Source organism: Flavobacterium sp., assembly GCF_035456085.1.
Lineage (GTDB): Bacteria > Bacteroidota > Bacteroidia > Flavobacteriales > Flavobacteriaceae > Flavobacterium.
Map to the genome: position 1 here is coordinate 24,043 of NZ_DATIDY010000042.1, position 17,063 is coordinate 41,105.

At 33.5% G+C, this 17,063-nt stretch carries 17 protein-coding genes and 1 tRNA gene; 10 read left to right on the top strand and 8 right to left on the bottom strand.

The annotated features are described in order from the left end of the window. Positions 1–17: 17 nt before the first annotated feature. The 3 genes from dnaJ to VLC96_RS03600 all read right to left on the bottom strand — a co-directional run bounded on the left by dnaJ (position 18) and on the right by VLC96_RS03600 (position 2,603). On the bottom strand, positions 18–1,124 hold the full coding sequence (gene dnaJ / locus VLC96_RS03590; RefSeq protein WP_325260683.1) for a molecular chaperone DnaJ: 1,107 nt from the start codon (positions 1,122–1,124) through the stop codon (positions 18–20). A gap of 127 nt (positions 1,125–1,251) precedes the next feature. Continuing rightward, positions 1,252–1,806 carry a nucleotide exchange factor GrpE gene (locus VLC96_RS03595; protein WP_325260684.1) on the bottom strand — a complete coding sequence of 185 codons (555 nt, stop codon included), beginning with the start codon at positions 1,804–1,806 and terminating at the stop codon, positions 1,252–1,254. A 344-nt stretch (positions 1,807–2,150) separates the two neighbouring features. Next, entirely contained in the window at positions 2,151–2,603 is a 453-nt protein-coding gene (locus VLC96_RS03600; RefSeq protein ID WP_325260685.1) for a DUF4442 domain-containing protein, read from the bottom strand. Positions 2,604–2,935: 332 nt separating this feature from the next. On the opposite strand from VLC96_RS03600, the gene VLC96_RS03605 reads away from it, so the two are divergent. The 5 genes from VLC96_RS03605 to VLC96_RS03625 all read left to right on the top strand — a co-directional run bounded on the left by VLC96_RS03605 (position 2,936) and on the right by VLC96_RS03625 (position 7,422). Beyond that, positions 2,936–3,391 (top strand): DUF4870 domain-containing protein, encoded by a 456-nt coding sequence (locus VLC96_RS03605; RefSeq protein WP_325260686.1) that lies wholly within the window; start codon positions 2,936–2,938, stop codon positions 3,389–3,391. A 268-nt stretch (positions 3,392–3,659) separates the two neighbouring features. Then, positions 3,660–3,989 (top strand): PadR family transcriptional regulator, encoded by a 330-nt coding sequence (locus VLC96_RS03610; protein WP_325260687.1) that lies wholly within the window; start codon positions 3,660–3,662, stop codon positions 3,987–3,989. Positions 3,990–3,994: 5 nt separating this feature from the next. After that, a complete protein-coding gene (locus tag VLC96_RS03615) occupies positions 3,995–5,725 on the top strand; it encodes a PspC domain-containing protein (RefSeq protein ID WP_325260688.1) in 1,731 nt (576 codons plus the stop codon). A 42-nt stretch (positions 5,726–5,767) separates the two neighbouring features. Then, positions 5,768–6,505 carry a head GIN domain-containing protein gene (locus tag VLC96_RS03620; protein ID WP_325260689.1) on the top strand — a complete coding sequence of 246 codons (738 nt, stop codon included), beginning with the start codon at positions 5,768–5,770 and terminating at the stop codon, positions 6,503–6,505. An 83-nt stretch (positions 6,506–6,588) separates the two neighbouring features. Continuing rightward, positions 6,589–7,422: a GIN domain-containing protein gene (locus VLC96_RS03625; protein ID WP_325260690.1), complete on the top strand. Its 834-nt coding sequence runs from the start codon at positions 6,589–6,591 to the stop codon at positions 7,420–7,422. Between the two features lie 149 nt (positions 7,423–7,571). Here VLC96_RS03625 and trxB read toward each other — a convergent pair whose 3' ends face one another. After that, entirely contained in the window at positions 7,572–8,525 is a 954-nt protein-coding gene (gene trxB / locus VLC96_RS03630; RefSeq protein WP_325260691.1) for a thioredoxin-disulfide reductase, read from the bottom strand. Between the two features lie 149 nt (positions 8,526–8,674). Here trxB and VLC96_RS03635 point away from each other — a divergent pair. The 5 genes from VLC96_RS03635 to scpA all read left to right on the top strand — a co-directional run bounded on the left by VLC96_RS03635 (position 8,675) and on the right by scpA (position 13,597). Continuing rightward, positions 8,675–8,749: transfer RNA gene (locus tag VLC96_RS03635), tRNA-Pro, on the top strand. Between the two features lie 200 nt (positions 8,750–8,949). Further along, entirely contained in the window at positions 8,950–9,558 is a 609-nt protein-coding gene (gene udk / locus VLC96_RS03640; protein WP_325260692.1) for a uridine kinase, read from the top strand. 111 nt (positions 9,559–9,669) lie between these two features. Beyond that, on the top strand, positions 9,670–9,993 hold the full coding sequence (locus VLC96_RS03645; RefSeq protein WP_325260693.1) for an FtsB family cell division protein: 324 nt from the start codon (positions 9,670–9,672) through the stop codon (positions 9,991–9,993). Positions 9,994–10,026: 33 nt separating this feature from the next. Next, the gene (locus tag VLC96_RS03650) at positions 10,027–11,391 is read left to right on the top strand and encodes a methylmalonyl-CoA mutase subunit beta (protein ID WP_325260694.1); all 1,365 of its coding nucleotides are present in this window, start codon (positions 10,027–10,029) and stop codon (positions 11,389–11,391) included. Between the two features lie 82 nt (positions 11,392–11,473). Then, complete coding sequence (gene scpA, locus VLC96_RS03655; protein WP_325260695.1) at positions 11,474–13,597, top strand: methylmalonyl-CoA mutase; 2,124 nt, start codon at positions 11,474–11,476, stop codon at positions 13,595–13,597. A gap of 87 nt (positions 13,598–13,684) precedes the next feature. Here scpA and VLC96_RS03660 read toward each other — a convergent pair whose 3' ends face one another. From VLC96_RS03660 to VLC96_RS03675, 4 genes are all read right to left on the bottom strand, one after another. After that, positions 13,685–14,320, bottom strand: a complete 636-nt coding sequence (locus tag VLC96_RS03660) for a peptidoglycan-binding protein LysM (protein WP_325260696.1) — start codon at positions 14,318–14,320, stop codon at positions 13,685–13,687. A 611-nt stretch (positions 14,321–14,931) separates the two neighbouring features. After that, on the bottom strand, positions 14,932–15,972 hold the full coding sequence (mltG, locus tag VLC96_RS03665; RefSeq protein ID WP_325260697.1) for an endolytic transglycosylase MltG: 1,041 nt from the start codon (positions 15,970–15,972) through the stop codon (positions 14,932–14,934). 18 nt (positions 15,973–15,990) lie between these two features. Further along, positions 15,991–16,545 carry a GNAT family N-acetyltransferase gene (locus VLC96_RS03670; protein WP_325260698.1) on the bottom strand — a complete coding sequence of 185 codons (555 nt, stop codon included), beginning with the start codon at positions 16,543–16,545 and terminating at the stop codon, positions 15,991–15,993. Between the two features lie 193 nt (positions 16,546–16,738). After that, a partial coding sequence (locus VLC96_RS03675; protein WP_491700812.1) for a diaminopimelate epimerase occupies positions 16,739–17,063 on the bottom strand: 325 nt, incomplete at its 5' end.

Sequence of the window (17,063 nt, forward strand, 5' to 3'; positions counted from 1 at the left end):
AAACTTTTCAAAAAAACTTAAGAAAACATATCTTTTACTTTTTCAAAAAATGATTTATCTGATTTTTCAGGGCTTGGGGTGAAGTTATCATCCGTTAATGCTTTTTCAAAGAATTGTCTTTGTTCTTTGTTTAACGTTTTTGGCGTCCAAACATTTACATGAACTAATAAATCCCCGCTACCGTAACCGTTGATACTTGGAATACCTTTTCCTTTTAATCTGAGAATTTTACCAGATTGAATTCCTTCTTCCAATTTGATTCTTACTTTTCCGTTTACAGCATCAATGTCTTTTGAAATTCCAAGAACAGCTTCTGCAAAACTGATGTATAAATCGTAGTGTAGATTTTCGCCTTCACGTTTCAAAAACTCATGTTCTATTTCTTCAATAACAACAATTAAGTCGCCAGAAACGCTATTTCCTGGAGCGTCATTACCTTTACCGGAAACTTTCAATTGCATTCCATCAGCAACACCAGCTGGAATTTTTATTGAAACCGTTTCGTCTTCAGAAATCATACCTTGAGAATCGGCATTATTTGGTTTTTTATCCAAAATCTGACCAGAACCACCACATGTAGGACAAGTTGAAGCCGATTGCATACGTCCCAAAATAGTATTGGTTACACGCATTACTTGTCCTTGACCATTACAAGTTGAACAAGTTTTATAAGTTACTCCTGGTGCTTGAACTTTACGTTTTACTTTTACTTTTTTCTCTACACCATTTACGATTTCGTCAATAGTCAATTTTACTTTGATGCGTAGATTGCTTCCTTTTACGCGGCGAGAACCTCCGCCTCCGCCTCCAAATCCGCCGAAACCGCCTCCAAAAATATCTCCAAACTGACTAAATATGTCATCCATATTCATGCCACCATGACCGCCAAATCCTCCAGCACCATCAAAAGCCTGATGACCATATTGATCATATTTTGCTTTTTTGGCAGGATCACTCAGTACTTCATAAGCTTCGGCAGCCAATTTGAATTTTTCTTCTGCCTCTTTGTCGTCTGGATTCTTGTCAGGATGGTATTTCAATGCGCTTTTTCGATAAGCTTTTTTAATTTCAGCAGCATCTGCATTTTTTGAAATGCCTAATATTTCGTAAAAATCTTTTTTCATAATAATATAAAGTAAATTCCAATATCTTAAATTCTAAATTCCAACTTAGGAAATCAAACCTTTTCATTAAAACACATTAATTTAAAGGAGTTGGAATTTGGGATTTTATTTTTGGGATTTTATTTTTTTAGCTCCCAATTACCACTTTTGGAAAACGAATAATTTTGTCTCCTAGTTTGTAACCTTTTTCAAGAACATCTACAACTTTCCCTTTCATATCATCAGAAGGAGCAGGTATTTGTGTAATTGCTTCAGCAAAATCAGCGTTAAATGCATCACCAGGTTTTACATCAACAACTTCCAAACCTTTGGTAACCAAAGTACTCTTCAACTTTTCGTGAATTAATTCCACACCTTTAGCCAATAACTCATCATCAGATTTGTTGATTTCTACAATTGCTCTATCAAAGTCATCTAATACTGGCAACATCGCAAGTAATACTTCCTGATTAGCAGTTTTGAATAATTCGATTCTTTCTTTAGTAGTACGTCTTTTGTAATTTTCAAATTCGGCAAACAATCTCAAGAATTTATCTTTTTCTTTAGCTAAGTCTTGTGCTAATTGCTCTTCAACACTTAATTCTTCAATAATATTTTGCTCATCATTTGCAGTATCATTTGCATTATTTTCTGATGCCACGTCATCTATTTCTTGATCGAATTCTGTATTTTCTGTAGTCATATTACTTTTATTTTTAAAAAAATTCTTAAACATAGTTTTATTCGTTAATTTTTGATTGCAAAAGTACTGCCAAAACTTATAAAATGTCAAATTGTCACACTTTAATTAGACTGTAGATTTTAAAATTGATTTCACTTTACCAAAAATTAATAAAATTTTAAGACTATTACGATATAGTTTTGCTTATATTTGATGCAAGATTTATATTCTAGCCCCAAGAATGCAATCGTCAAATTTGAATCTAAGGTTGTCTTCTATTTATAATTATTAATTCACCTATTGCCTTATATTAAAAAAAGCTTCGTTTTAAGATAACGAAGCTTTTTTTTATTTTTAAAATCTGCCTATTTTACACGTATGCTCCATTCGAAATCCATTTCTGAAACTTGCACTCCGTCCTCATTTGTTCCTATTGATTTCATCCAAAATGTTTGTCCTTCTCCATTGGCAATTGTTTTTTGAATTGCATCTTCTATCAAATGTCCGTCTTTGCAAACGAAAGTAATTCGACCAGTTGCTTTTTTAGAGAAATTGGACTTATTATTAGCAACCAGCATTGATATTTTTTTTCCACTATCTTGAATTTTATCAATTACCAATGCTCCCGTAGTCAACTCGGCTGCCATTGCTTGTACAGCAAAGTACATCGAATTAAACGGATTTTGATTAATCCATCTGTGTTTTACAGTTACCACACATTGGTCTTTGTCGATTGATTTTACACGTACTCCACAGATAAATGCAGATGGTAATTTGAAAAAAACAAACTGATTCAATTTTGAAACTGTTAATCCCATAGTGATTTTTTTTTGCTAAAATACAAAAAATACTATGCGCGCATATAAATGATTGTTGATTAGTTATTCATGAAATAGAAAAAAATGAAGAATGCTAGACAAAACAATGGTTTACAGAGAGGAGTCAATAAATTTATCATGTCTTTTTCAATACAAAAAATCATTTATTAAAATTGACAAATGTTAATTTTTTGTTAATATACACTACTATGCGATACAAGATACTGTCTTTTGAACATATATTTGTATAAGAAATTACTAGGTAAGTCATATTTGGCAATTTTAAAAAATCAATCATCAATCAAAAAACGAAATCAAAACAATCAAAAAAAATGGAAACTTCAAACGAAAGAAACCTAGCCGCTTTTACGCACTTAAGTACATTGACTCAATATATTTTCCCGTTTGGAAATTATATTTTTCCAATTATAATATGGTCTTCAAAAAAGGATAAATCTGAATTTATAGATCATAATGGTAAACAAGCTCTGAATTTTCAGTTGAGTATGTTAGTTTATTCATTGGTTTTAATTCTAATTGCTGTTCCTGTGTTTTTGGTAACCGTTTTTAGAAATATCTCTTTTAATGATTTAATCAATGATAATCATGATCTTTTTATCAACTTCGATTATGGAAATAGTATTGGATTACTAACGATTGGTGTTTTGGCATTGTTAGTTCTTGCTGGTATCAAAATAGCAGAGTTTTTTCTAGTGATTCTTGCAACTATAAAAGCGGCGAATGGAGAAGTGTATAATTATCCGTTGACCATTCCTTTTTTAAAATAATTAGTCGTTAGTCATTAGAAAAGTTCTTGTACAAACTGGAAAAATCGATTTGAAACGCTGCGTGAGGGATAGAAGCAAACTACCGAAGTAGTGCGGATAGCCCGACCGCTTCCCGATAAAAGGGCGTATAAAGGTAAAGTGAAGTAGCCCTTTTATCGGGAAGTGGTCACGCCCAAATTATCAATCAATCAAATTTTAAAATAAATCATCAATTCAATCAATCAAAAAATGAACAGTTTAATCAACAAATCAACTCAAATTAAAAATTATGAACATTGAAAACACTAAAGCCCAGATGCGTAAAGGTGTTCTTGAGTTTTGTATCTTATCCGTATTAAAAGAGAAAGACGCTTATACCTCAGAAATATTGGACACTTTGAAAGACGCTAAATTATTGGTCGTAGAGGGAACAATTTACCCATTATTAACCCGACTAAAAAACGACGGATTGCTCAACTATCGTTGGGAGGAATCCACATCGGGACCGCCAAGAAAATATTATGGCCTGACCGAAATTGGACAAACATTTTTAAACGAATTGGATGGCACGTGGACGGAATTGTCTAATGCCGTAAACTTAATAACCAACCAAAAATAATAGTCATGAACAAAACTGTAAATATAAACTTAGGGGGAATGTTCTTCCATATTGACGAAGATGCATACCAAAAATTAACCCGCTATTTTGATGCGATAAAACGTTCGCTGTCGAAATCATCTGGTCAAGACGAAATCATTAAGGATATCGAAATGAGAGTTTCGGAATTATTGACAGAGAAACAAAAAAGCGAAAAACATGTAGTAACACTTAGAGAAGTCGATGAAGTTATTACTGTTATGGGACAGCCTGAAGATTACATTATTGAAGAAGATGGCCCAAGTGCAAATACAGCTGATTATTTTGCTCCGAGAAAGACTAAAAAATTATACCGAGATAAAGAAAATGGTATGATTGGCGGGGTTGCCACTGGTTTAGGACACTATTTTGGAATTGAATCGGTTTGGTTAAAAATTATGTTTTTGATTTTTGTTTTTGCTGGTTTTGGTACTGGGATTTTGCTTTACATTATTCTTTGGATTGTAACACCTGAGGCGGTAACTACATCTGAAAAACTTGAAATGACTGGAGAACCAGTCACTATTTCGAACATCGAAAAAAAAGTTCGCGAAGAATTTGAAAGTGTTTCTGGCAAATTCAAAAATGGTGACTATGACAAATTTGGCAATCAGGTAAAATATGGAGCCCAAAAAATAGGAAGCGGTTTTAGTGATTTTATAATGACCGTTTTTAAAATTTTTGCAAAAATTTTAGGAGTGATTTTGATAATTGGAGGTTTGGCCGTGTTAGTTTTACTCTTCATTGGAGTGTTCACGTTGGGAACTACAGTTTCAATGGATTTTCCTTGGCAAAGTTTTGTTGAAGCAGGTAATTTTACCGATTATCCAATCTGGTCTTTTGGACTGTTAATGTTCTTGGTTATTGGTATTCCGTTCTTTTCCATGACAATGTTGGGTTTCAAATTATTGGCTCCTAATATGAAATCTATTGGAAATATTGCAAAATACACTTTATTAGCAGTTTGGCTAATTGCAGTTTCTATTGCAATTTCTATCGGGATACAACAAGCTACAGCATTCGCAGTAAGCGGAAGAACCATTAAAACACAAACAATCAATATTAAACCAGCAGATACGCTTTTCATTAAATTCAGGCACAATAATTATTTCGCTAAAGATGTAAATGACAGACACGAATTTATGGTTACCAAAGATTCATTGAACAATGACATTATTTATTCGAACAATGTTCATATCAAAATCCAAAAATCAGACGAAAAATATATTTATTTTAAAATCGAAAAAGAATCCAAAGGAAAATCATTGTCTGAGGCCAAAAAAAGATCAGAAGCAATTCGATATGACTACCAAATTGTTGGAAATCAATTAATATTAGACAATTATTTAATGACTGATTTTAAAAATAAATTCCGTGATCAAGAAGTCGAAATTACATTGTATTTACCAACTGGAACTTTGTTTAAAACAGACTCCAGTGTACAAAATTATGACTGGTCAAATGATGATTTTTTTAATATGCATTACAGCTCTGACAAATACACTTACAGAGTGGATGAATCAAAAGTAAAATGTTTGGACTGCCCTGCCGATGAAAATGACCATAACGATGTAGAATCAGATGATGATGACACAGAAGGCAGTGTAACTATCACTAAAAACGGTGTCATTATCACAAAAGATTCTGTTATCACAAACAAAAAAGAATTTAAGGGATTGAAAATCAGCAAAGACGGTATAATCATAAAAACCAAATAAGAGATACCAAGAACTATTGAATCAACTAAAAAACCAATTGCCATGCTAAAAGTCATCACATTAATCACCAAATTTATTGTTATTACATTAATGGCCTTATTTTTTGGCTCATGTAATCAAAACATGCTGAACTCTATAACCGGGAGCGGTCATGTTACTACGGAGAAAAGAACTGTTACAGGAGATTTTAAAAATGTAGAAGTAAGCAATGCTTTAGATCTGGTTATCGAGCAGTCGGATAAAACCGAAATAACAGTAATTGCTGATGATAATTTACAAAAGGAAATTACCACAAAAATAGAAAATGGTGTACTCGTTATTTCCTGCAATAAAGGAAATTTTATCAATGTTACTTCCAAAAAAATAATTGTTAAAATGCCCGTTATTGAAGGACTTGAGGCCTCCTCTGCTTCAACTATCAATTGCAACAATACATTAAAAGGAAATAGCATTAATCTGGTTTCTTCGAGTGCTGGTTCTATTGATGCTACATTAGAATATGAGAATATTCAATTAAATAGTAGCAGTGCCAGCAATCAAACTATTGATGGAAAAGCAATTCGTTTAGAAACATCGTCTTCTAGTGGTTCCGTCCTGAATGCTGGCGAATTATTAGTAAATGAGGTTATTGCCGATGCATCAAGCGGTTCGTCAACAACGGTTTCCCCTATTGTGAGTTTAAAAGCCGAAGCGTCAAGCGGTGGAAATATCTCTTACAACAAAACTCCTAAATCGATTCAAAAAGAGGAAAACTCAGGAGGAAGCGTTCATCAGCAATAATTTATCAAAGTTAAAATTCAAAAAAATCATCCATCTCAAATGGGTGATTTTTTTATATTTGCACTTAACCCAAAATGTACAAAATGAAATATTCACAAATAGTTGTTTTATTCCTATTAGTAACAACGCTGGCTATTGGTCAAAATAAAGAAAAAATAAAAGGGTCAAAAATAGTAGTCGAAAAACCAAAAGAAATTGGTGAATTCACCGCTTTGGAAATTGAAGACAATCTAACTGTATTCTTAGAAAAAGGTCCCAAAAACGAAATTAAAATAGAATCGGACGACAACCTTCAGGATGTTATTTCTTTTGATCTTAAAGAAAAAACACTTCGAATTTATACAACCAAAGAAATAACTAGCTTCAAAAAACTGACATTAAAAATCAAATATACCAATGATTTAAAATCGGTTACAGCAAAAAATATTTCCATTATAAATGCTCTTGAAGCCGTTCAATTAGATGACATTATCTTTAGATCATTGGATTATGCCAAATTATATCTGAATGTGAATTCTAAAAAATTCAGTTTAATTTCAGATGATAAAACAAAGACTGAATTAAATTTAAAGGCTGAGAAATCAAAGATTCAGTTGAGCAAAAATTCACAAATCAAAGCTTTAATCTCAACAACTGATCTTGCTTTTGATATGTATCAAAAAACAATAGCCATAATTGAAGGTGAAACTACTAACGCAATTATTCGTCAAGATAATAACTCAGAGTTTACCGGAAATAACTTTAATATCAAAAATGGAGATATTACTGTCGAAGATCATGCTATTTCTAATTTAAGAGTTGATACATCTGTTATAATTGATGCTAATAGCAATTCGAAAATATTCTTATTAGGAGAACCAAGAGTAGAAGTTCGTAAGTTTCTAGGTGAAGCCCAATTGATTAAAAAGTTGAAGTAATTTTTTTAAGTTGCTGAGTTGCTAAGCTGCTGAGTTGCTAAGTTTTTTTAGCAAGGTTAAAAAAAAAAGTTCGTAACAAATACCAAAATTGGTTTGTTACGAACTTTTTAATTTAATAAACAATCTCGCAGCTTAAGCTCTTTATAATATTAAGCTTCTTTTGCAGCCAAATATCTCTCAGCATCCAAAGCAGCCATACAGCCAGTTCCCGCAGCGGTAATTGCTTGACGGTACACATGATCGGCAGCATCACCAGCTACAAAAACTCCTTCAACATTTGTTTTTGAAGTTCCTGGAGTATTTACAATATATCCTGTTTCGTCAAGAGTTAAATAATCTTTGAAAATATCTGTATTTGGTTTGTGTCCAATTGCAGCAAAGAAACCAGTAGCAGGAATCTCAAAAATATCACCAGTTGTTTTATTTTTAGCTTTCACGCCAGTAACTACATTGCCATCTCCTAAAATTTCAACAGTATCGTGGTTCATCAAAATAGAAATGTTTTCAGTTTTACGAACACGTGCTTCCATAATTTTTGAAGCTCTAAATTTATCAGAACGAACAAGCATTGTTACTTTAGAACATAATTTAGATAAATAATGCGCCTCTTCACAAGCTGAATCCCCTGCTCCAACGATTACTACTTCTTGATTTCTGTAGAAAAATCCGTCGCAAACCGCACAAGCAGAAACTCCACCACCCATTTTCAAATAGTGTTGTTCTGATTCTAATCCTAAATATTTAGCCGATGCACCAGTAGAAATAATCACAGTATCACAGTGCAATTCGATTTTATCATTAATCCAAACTTTTTGAACGCCTCCTGAATTAAATTCTACTTTAGTAGCCCATCCGTCACGGATATCGGCTCCAAAACGTTGCGCTTGCTGTTGCAACTGAATCATCATTTCCGGACCAGTAACTCCATCTACATAACCTGGAAAATTTTCAACTTCATTGGTAGTGGTCAATTGACCACCAGGCTGCATTCCTTGATATAATACTGGGTTCATGTTAGCTCTGGCAGCATAAATTGCAGCTGTATAACCTGCAGGACCAGAACCTATAATAAGACATTTTATTTTTTCGATTGTATCTGACATGTTTATATTTTTTGAGGTACAAATGTAATCTTTATTCCAAAAAATTCACAGCCTTATAAATCCAAAATATTGATACTAAAATAAATTTTAATTATTTTTAAAAAATACTTTGAAAAGCAGAAATAAAACTTATCTTTGCACTCGCAATACGGGGTGTAGCGTAGCCCGGTTATCGCGCCTGCTTTGGGAGCAGGAGGCCGCAGGTTCGAATCCTGCCACCCCGACAAAACCTTCTTGAAATCAAGAAGGTTTTTTTATTCTTAAAAAATAAGCTCTGCATTCCAAGTTTATGTTAATTAACAAAAACTCAAAATAAAAAGAATTCAAGTCTTTTTTTTTGAATAATAACTTCCCAACACCTACTAAATTTTAGATATCAATAGATTTATTTCTATTTTTGCACAACAAACAAACAAATTTAGTTATGCTTATTATAGGAATTGCAGGAGGAACAGGATCTGGAAAAACAACCGTTGTACATCAAATCATGAATGAATTGCCTGAGGCCGAAGTTGGGGTTATTGCGCAGGACTCTTATTACAAAGAGACACATGATTTAAGCTACGAGGATCGTTCCAAAATCAATTTCGACCATCCACGAGCAATCGATTTTGAATTACTAATAGCACATCTAAAAGAATTAAAAGCTGGAAATACAATCGAACAGCCAGTATATTCATTCATACAACACAACAGAACGGATGATGTTGTGATCACTCATCCACGAAAAGTAATGATCGTTGAAGGAATTTTAATCCTTACAAATCCTGAAATTAGAAATCTTTTTGACATCAAAATTTTCGTTCATGCCGATTCTGATGAACGGTTAATTCGTCGTATGAAAAGAGACATTACCGAACGAGGCCGTGATATGAACGAGGTTTTAAACCGTTACCAACAAACGCTAAAACCAATGCATGAACAATTTATTGAGCCTACAAAAGCTTTTGCTGATATTATAATTCCAAACGACAAATTCAATACGGTTGCTATTGATGTAGTTCGTGCAGTAATTAATCAACGTATTTTATAATTTTGTTGTAATTTTATTGCTGCTAAAAAGGCATCGATTTATACTTATTTATAAGACGAAGTAATTCAAAACATAATTCGCTTTTACTATTAAAATTAGGCAAAAACCCCAATGAAAAACCCATTTAAAGATAGCTATTGGTTTAAAATTCTGAGCAACAAATACGTTTGGGTCTCGTTATCATTTTTAATTTGGATGGTTTTCCTTGATAATTATTCCTACTTTGAACATCGCTTTTTAAACAAACAAATTGACGAACTTGAGGACAATGCTTCCTATTATCAAGAAGAAATCAAAAAGGACGAAGAAAACATCAAACAGTTAAAAAATCCTATGCAAATTGAAAAATATGCTCGTGAAAAATACTATATGAAAAAAGATAGTGAGGATATTTATATCATTCAATTTGATGGTGATACTGTGAAGAAAAAATAATTCTGTCGCATATTAATCTAATTATAATTAAAAATGGCCAAGAATTTATTCGATGATTTTAGTCCCGTTTCAGCAAAACTTTGGAAACAAAAAATTCAATTTGAACTCAATGGTGCCGATTATAATGAAACTTTAATCTGGAATTCTCCTGAAGACATTAAAGTAAAGCCATTTTATGATAAAGAAGATTTTACTAAAAAACACCACATTTCTACACAAGCATCTCAATTCAAAATTTGCCAAAACATTTTTGTTTTTGACTTAGACAAATCAATTGAAAAAGCGCTAGACACCATTAATCGTGGCGCAGAAAGCATCCGTTTCACTATTCCGAACGAGGATACAAACATTGCTAAACTATTAGAAAAACTGCCTTTAAAAGAAATTTCTATATATTTTCATTTCCAATTCTTATCAATCGATTTCGTAAAAAAGATTGACGCTATTGCAAAAGAAAAAGAAGCAACAATCTATTGCCTAATAGACCCAATAGGACAATTAGCCAAAGATGGAAATTGGTACACTACTAAAGAAAAAAATAATTTTGACACTTTAAATACACTTTCTGCAGTAACCTCATCCCTATCATTTATAAGTATTAATAGCGGATTGTATCAAAATGCCGGAGCCAATATCGTACAGCAAATTGCTTACAGTCTTGCTCATGCCAATGAGTATTTCAACCGAATTCCGGACATCAATAAACCTATAATTTTTCAAATATCAGTTGGCTCCAATTATTTTTTTGAAATTGCAAAACTTCGGGTATTTAGAATTTTGTTTAAAAAAATAGCGCAGGAATATGGGCACAATTTGGATTGTCACATAATTGCGACTCCAACTAAACGAAACAAAACCATTTACGATTACAATGTTAATATGCTTCGCACCACTACCGAATGCATGAGTGCAATTCTTGGTGGAGCTGATGCAATTTCGAATCTGCCTTATGATGCATTGTACCACAAAGACAATGAATTTGGTGACCGAATAGCAAGAAATCAATTGTTGATTTTAAAAAATGAAAGTTACTTTGATAAAGTAGATAATCCAGCTGATGGCAGTTATTATATTGAAAGCCTCACCAATCAATTAGCTGAAAAAGCATTAGCTTTATTTAAAGATATTGAAGCTAAAGGTGGATTTCTAAAACACCTCAACGAAGGCATTATTAAAAGAAAAATTCAAGAAAGCGCCGATCTTGAACAAAATCTATTCGATTCTGGAAAAGAAACATTATTAGGCACCAATAAATATCCCAACAAAGAAGACAAAATGAAACATGATTTAGAATTGTTTCCTTTTGTAAAAATAAAACCCAGAAAAACACTGATTACTCCAATTATAGAAAAAAGATTGGCAGAAAAAATGGAACAGGAAAGATTATCAAATGAGTGATTTTTGATATTAGATATTTAATTATAAGGTTTTAGATAAACATAAATTAATTTGGTCAAAACTAAGGAACTAAGGCTAAAAAATGAAAAGAAAAGATTTACAACATATCAAGCTTGAAAGTTCCGATAATTTAGAAATTAATTCTACGGAATCACATTTTCTAACTGCCGAAGGAATTGAAATTCATAAAAAATATTCCGAAAAAGATATAGAAAACATCGAACATCTTGATTTTGGAGCTGGTTTTGCACCTTATTTACGTGGCCCTCATACCACAATGTATGTTCGCAAACCTTGGACAATTCGTCAATATGCAGGATTTTCGACCGCTCAGGAAAGTAATGCTTTTTACAGACGAAATCTGGCTGCCGGACAAAAAGGACTTTCCATCGCTTTTGATTTACCAACCCACAGAGGTTATGATTCTGATCATGAACGAGTGGTTGGTGATGTTGGTAAAGCTGGTGTCGCTATCGACTCTGTAGAAGATATGAAAGTACTGTTTGATCAAATTCCGCTGGATGAAATGTCCGTTTCGATGACGATGAACGGTGCAATTTTACCAATTCTGGCATTCTATATCGTTGCTGCTGAAGAACAAGGAGTGAGAACAGAACAACTTTCGGGAACTATTCAAAATGACATCTTGAAAGAATTTATGGTGCGCAACACCTACATTTATCCTCCTACTCCATCGATGAAAATCATCGCTGACATATTTGAATTTACCAGCAAAAAAATGCCGAAATTCAATTCAATTTCCATTTCAGGATATCATATGCAGGAAGCTGGAGCAACTGCCGATATCGAATTGGCTTACACTCTTGCTGATGGTTTAGAATACATTCGAACAGGATTGGCAACTGGAATGAAGATAGATGATTTTGCCCCTCGCCTGTCTTTTTTCTGGGCAATCGGAATGAATCATTTTATGGAAATTGCCAAAATGAGAGCAGCCAGAATGATTTGGGCCAAATTAATCAAACAATTCAATCCGACAAACGATAAATCACTAGCACTGAGAACCCATTGTCAAACATCAGGCTGGAGTTTAACAGAGCAAGATCCTTTCAATAATGTTACCCGAACTTGTATTGAAGCAGCGGCAGCTGTTTTTGGCGGAACGCAATCTTTGCACACTAACGCTTTAGACGAAGCCATTGCGTTACCAACCAATTTCTCGGCACGTATCGCCCGAAATACGCAGATTTATCTACAAGACGAAACGAAAATCACCAAAACTGTAGATCCGTGGGCTGGCAGTTATTATGTAGAAAATCTAACAAATGAAATTGTCGAAAAAGCCTGGAAACTAATTGAAGAAGTAGAAGAATTAGGCGGGATGACCAAAGCAATTGAAACAGGTATTCCTAAAATTAGAATTGAAGAAGCTGCTGCTCGTAAACAAGCACGAATAGATAGTAACCAAGACATTATTGTAGGAGTCAATAAATATAGATTAGAGAAAGAAGATCCATTACAAATACTGGATGTAGATAATCAAATGGTGCGGCAACAACAAATCGAACGATTAGAAAGGATAAAAGCAGCAAGAGATAATGATAAAGTTCGAGATTCCCTTCAAAAATTAACTAATTGCGCTCAAAATGGTGACGGAAACCTATTAGAATTCGCTATCGAAGCTGCCAGAAATCGCTGTACATTAGGAGAAATTAGTTCCGCACTAGAGGATGTTTTTGGTCGATATAAAGCACAAATAAAATCTTTTAGCGGTGTATATAACAAAGAGATGAAAGACGATAAAAGTTTTGAAAAAGCAAAGCAATTGGCTGACACCTTTGCTCAACAAGAAGGACGCCGGCCGAGAATAATGATTGCCAAAATGGGTCAAGACGGACATGATCGTGGAGCCAAAGTTGTCGCTACTGGTTATGCTGATTTAGGTTTTGATGTTGATATTGGCCCTTTATTTCAAACACCGGCCGAAGCTGCGAAACAGGCAGTAGAAAATGATGTGCATATTCTTGGCGTATCATCTCTTGCGGCTGGACACAAAACATTGGTTCCTCAAGTAATTGAAGAACTAAAAAAATACGGACGAGAAGACATTATGGTAATTGTTGGAGGAGTGATTCCTACGCAGGATTATCAATTTTTGTTTGATGCTGGAGCGGTAGCCGTTTTTGGTCCTGGAACCAAAATTAGCGAAGCAGCCATCAAAATTTTAGAAATCCTAATTGATTGATTTTTAAATTTACAGTTTATTTATAATTAAAAAAAGCGTCTATTTTAAAATTTCAAATAGACGCTTTTTAATTTAAAGCTAAAAAAATTAGTTCACACTTGCAGTGCTATCTGCTTCAATGAAAGAGGTATCATATCCTCCAAATTTCTTCAGATAACTTCTTAACGAACTTCCGTAAGCGTCTCTAAAATTACGCTTCCCGTGGTGTCTGAAAAATTTTTTGACGGTCCCAACACCTGCAAGATGTGCAGCTGCCAAAATTCCAGATTCTGTAATACGAATTCCGTTTAGAACGGTTCCTTCATATTTTTCAATGATGAACCTCAAATGCCATTTGTTTTGGGCTAAAAGAGCTATAAAAGCCTTTTCCTGCATTTTTGGATTATTTAGAAAAGCGGCACTGTCGTGAATACCAACAGCTTTTAAAGTTTCAATACCAAATTGGTATTTGCCTAAATAACCATGAGAATTAATTTTTTTGTATTTTCCTTGTGACTCTCTGAAGCCGATTGCTTCTTTGTAACCAATAAAGAAAGTTCCAGTATAGGGAATCTCAGAATTGGTATAATCAGTCACATTTAACGATGGTAGTAAGTAGGATGTATCATCTGAATCGTTAATTAGAAACCAGGGGGTAGATTCTAATTTTGATGGTTTAAAACCTGAGCTTAAAAAAGCTACTACAACAATTAAAGTTGTGTAAAAATACCATTTTTTTATCATAAATGTGTTTTCTTCTAAACGCTGTCACCATTAAGAAATTTCTATGCTCAAAGATACGGTTTATAAAAATAAAGCTGAAAATCAACCCGTTAATTTTATAAACAGCGTCGTAAAATTCACCATAAGTCCTTAACTCTGCGGAGGTTCTGAATTTGTTAAAAAATTCTAAATTCAATGAAATTGCAATGAAAAAGTTAAATTTAAATAAGATAATTCTTGTTTAAAAAAACATAAAACGTCTTGAAAACGCAAAATTAGAGTCAAAATATTACAATTTTATCATTTTGCGATAACGTTTTAGTTAAAATACCGAGATTTTTCAATTTCCACCCCTATTTCAATCATGTTTCAAATATGTCTATTTTGAAACCTAAAAGCCGCAAGAGGGATAGGAATAAGCTACCGAAGTAGCATGGATAGCCCGACCGCATTTAGGGAAAGGGGCGTATAAGTGCATGTAAATTTAGCCCCTTTTCCTAAATGCGGTCTTGCCCAAATAATTCTGATTACACCTTTTAAGAAATGCCGTTTTATATTGCTTTTGGAAGAATAAAAAAAGCTCCAAACTGTCTGAACAGATTTGAAGCTTTTGAAAACAAGATTATTAAAAATTACCTCTGAACGCCTTGGCTATTAATCCAAGCTGAATATTTTTCGGCATTTTTATTGTGTTCTGCCAAAGTAGCGGCAAATTCGTGATAGCCAAAACGCTCAACACTGGCGCAGAAATAGATATAATTGTTTTTTTCGGGATTTAAAACGGCTTCAAGAGCTGTAATATCAGGCATCGCGATTGGCCCCGGAGGAAGTCCAATAGTTACATAGGTATTGTAAGGCGATTTCATGATCAGGTCGTTATAGAAAACTCTTTTGATCACTTGATTGAAATCATTTGATTTCTTTTTCATTGCAAAAATAACGGTTGGATCAGCTTGTAATGGCATTTCCAATTTCAACCTGTTCAGGTAAACACCTGCAATTCTTGGTCTTTCGTCTTTTTTAACTGATTCTTTATGTACTATCGAAGCCAAAATTGTAGCTTGAACTGGCGTTAAACCTTGAGCAGCAGCTTTTGCAGTCCTTTCTTTATTCCAAAAGTTATGGTACTCTTTGATCATTTTATCGCGAAACTTCTCTGCCGAAGTATTCCAATACACTTCATACGTATTTGGAATAAACATTACCAGTACATTATCTTCGGTAAAACCGTTTTCTTTTAGGAAGATAGAATCTCTAAAGGTGTTTAGTAATTCTAAACTATCTGGTTCTATTTGTGTACCTACACGACCGGCTAAATTCTCAACGCGTTCCTGATTATTAAAAGCCAAACGTACTGGATCATTAAACTTCATCGCTTTGACCAACTCGTAGCTATTCATTCCTTTTTTCAATAAAAAACGACCTGCTTTTACATTTTCGGGATAGCTTGTTTTTCCAGCTACCATTTCAAAGCGGTTGATGTTTTTTACATACGGCACTAATAATTCCTTGACCTTCTCATAATCGGAGCCAGTTGGAACATATACATACACTTCTTTTTCGGTAAATTTTGTGTTACCACTAAAAATTTGATATATTAAAACTAATCCGTAAACCATCAATACGGAAATCAATACAACTGATACTAATGATACTATTTTTTTTAGATTCAAAATGTGGGGGTTTAAAAGTTACTGCGTCAGTTCGCTGTCGCCCGTGTGATTATTAATTAATTGAAAAATTGCTTCGTCTTTGTAAATACCATTTACCAGAGTCCAATCTTTTTTTACGCCAATTTTTTGGAAACCAAATTTAGTAAAAAGTGCAATACTGGCTTCGTTTTCGCAGCCAATATTTGCATATAATTGATGTAAATTTAGATTATAAAAAGAATACTGAATGAGCAGATCTAAAGCTTCGGTGCCAATGTTTTGGTTTCTGTTTGCATCATCCTGAATCACAATACCTACGCCTGCTCTGTTATTTTTTGGATCAAAATCAAATAAGTCTATGAGTCCCAAAGCTGGAAAATCCTGATCCTGACAAATCGCCAACCGCAATTGTTTGGCTTCGTAAATATCCTGATGCGCATTTTCTAAATATTGCTTTACCAAAAAACGACTGTAAGGCGTATTGGTATTGCTCACTTCCCAAATACGCTGATCATTTTCGATAGCATAAATAAACTCCAAATCATTGGGCTCAAGCGCGCGGATGTAAATGTTATCGCCTTTTAATGTTTTCATATAAATAATTATGAATTTAGACTGAACTTAATTTTATAAAATTAATTATGAATTTGAAATTATGAATTATGAATTCAGACTGAACTTAATTATAAATTTGAATCACATTCTCTGATTTCATATTACTTAATTGTTAATCAATAATTCGTAATTTCAAATTCCTAATTCGCAATTCGTACATCGTAATTCGTAATTAAATAGTAATTGTTCCCTTAAAAACAAATTTAGCAGGTCCTTTCAAGAAAACATTTGTAAATCCGTTTGGAGTTTTATCAAAAGAAACTACTAGTTTTCCGCCTTCAACATCAATATTAATCGAAGTTGCATCGGTTTGGCCAGTGGCATTCATAGCGATGGCAACAGCAGTTGCGCCAGTGCCACAAGCCAGAGTTTCGTCTTCAACTCCTCTTTCGTAAGTACGAAGTCTGAAAGTTGTGTCGTCTATCTTTTTTACAAAGTTGATATTACTTCCAGCTGCTCCGTATAATTCTCCGTAACGAATCGCTGCGCCATTATCT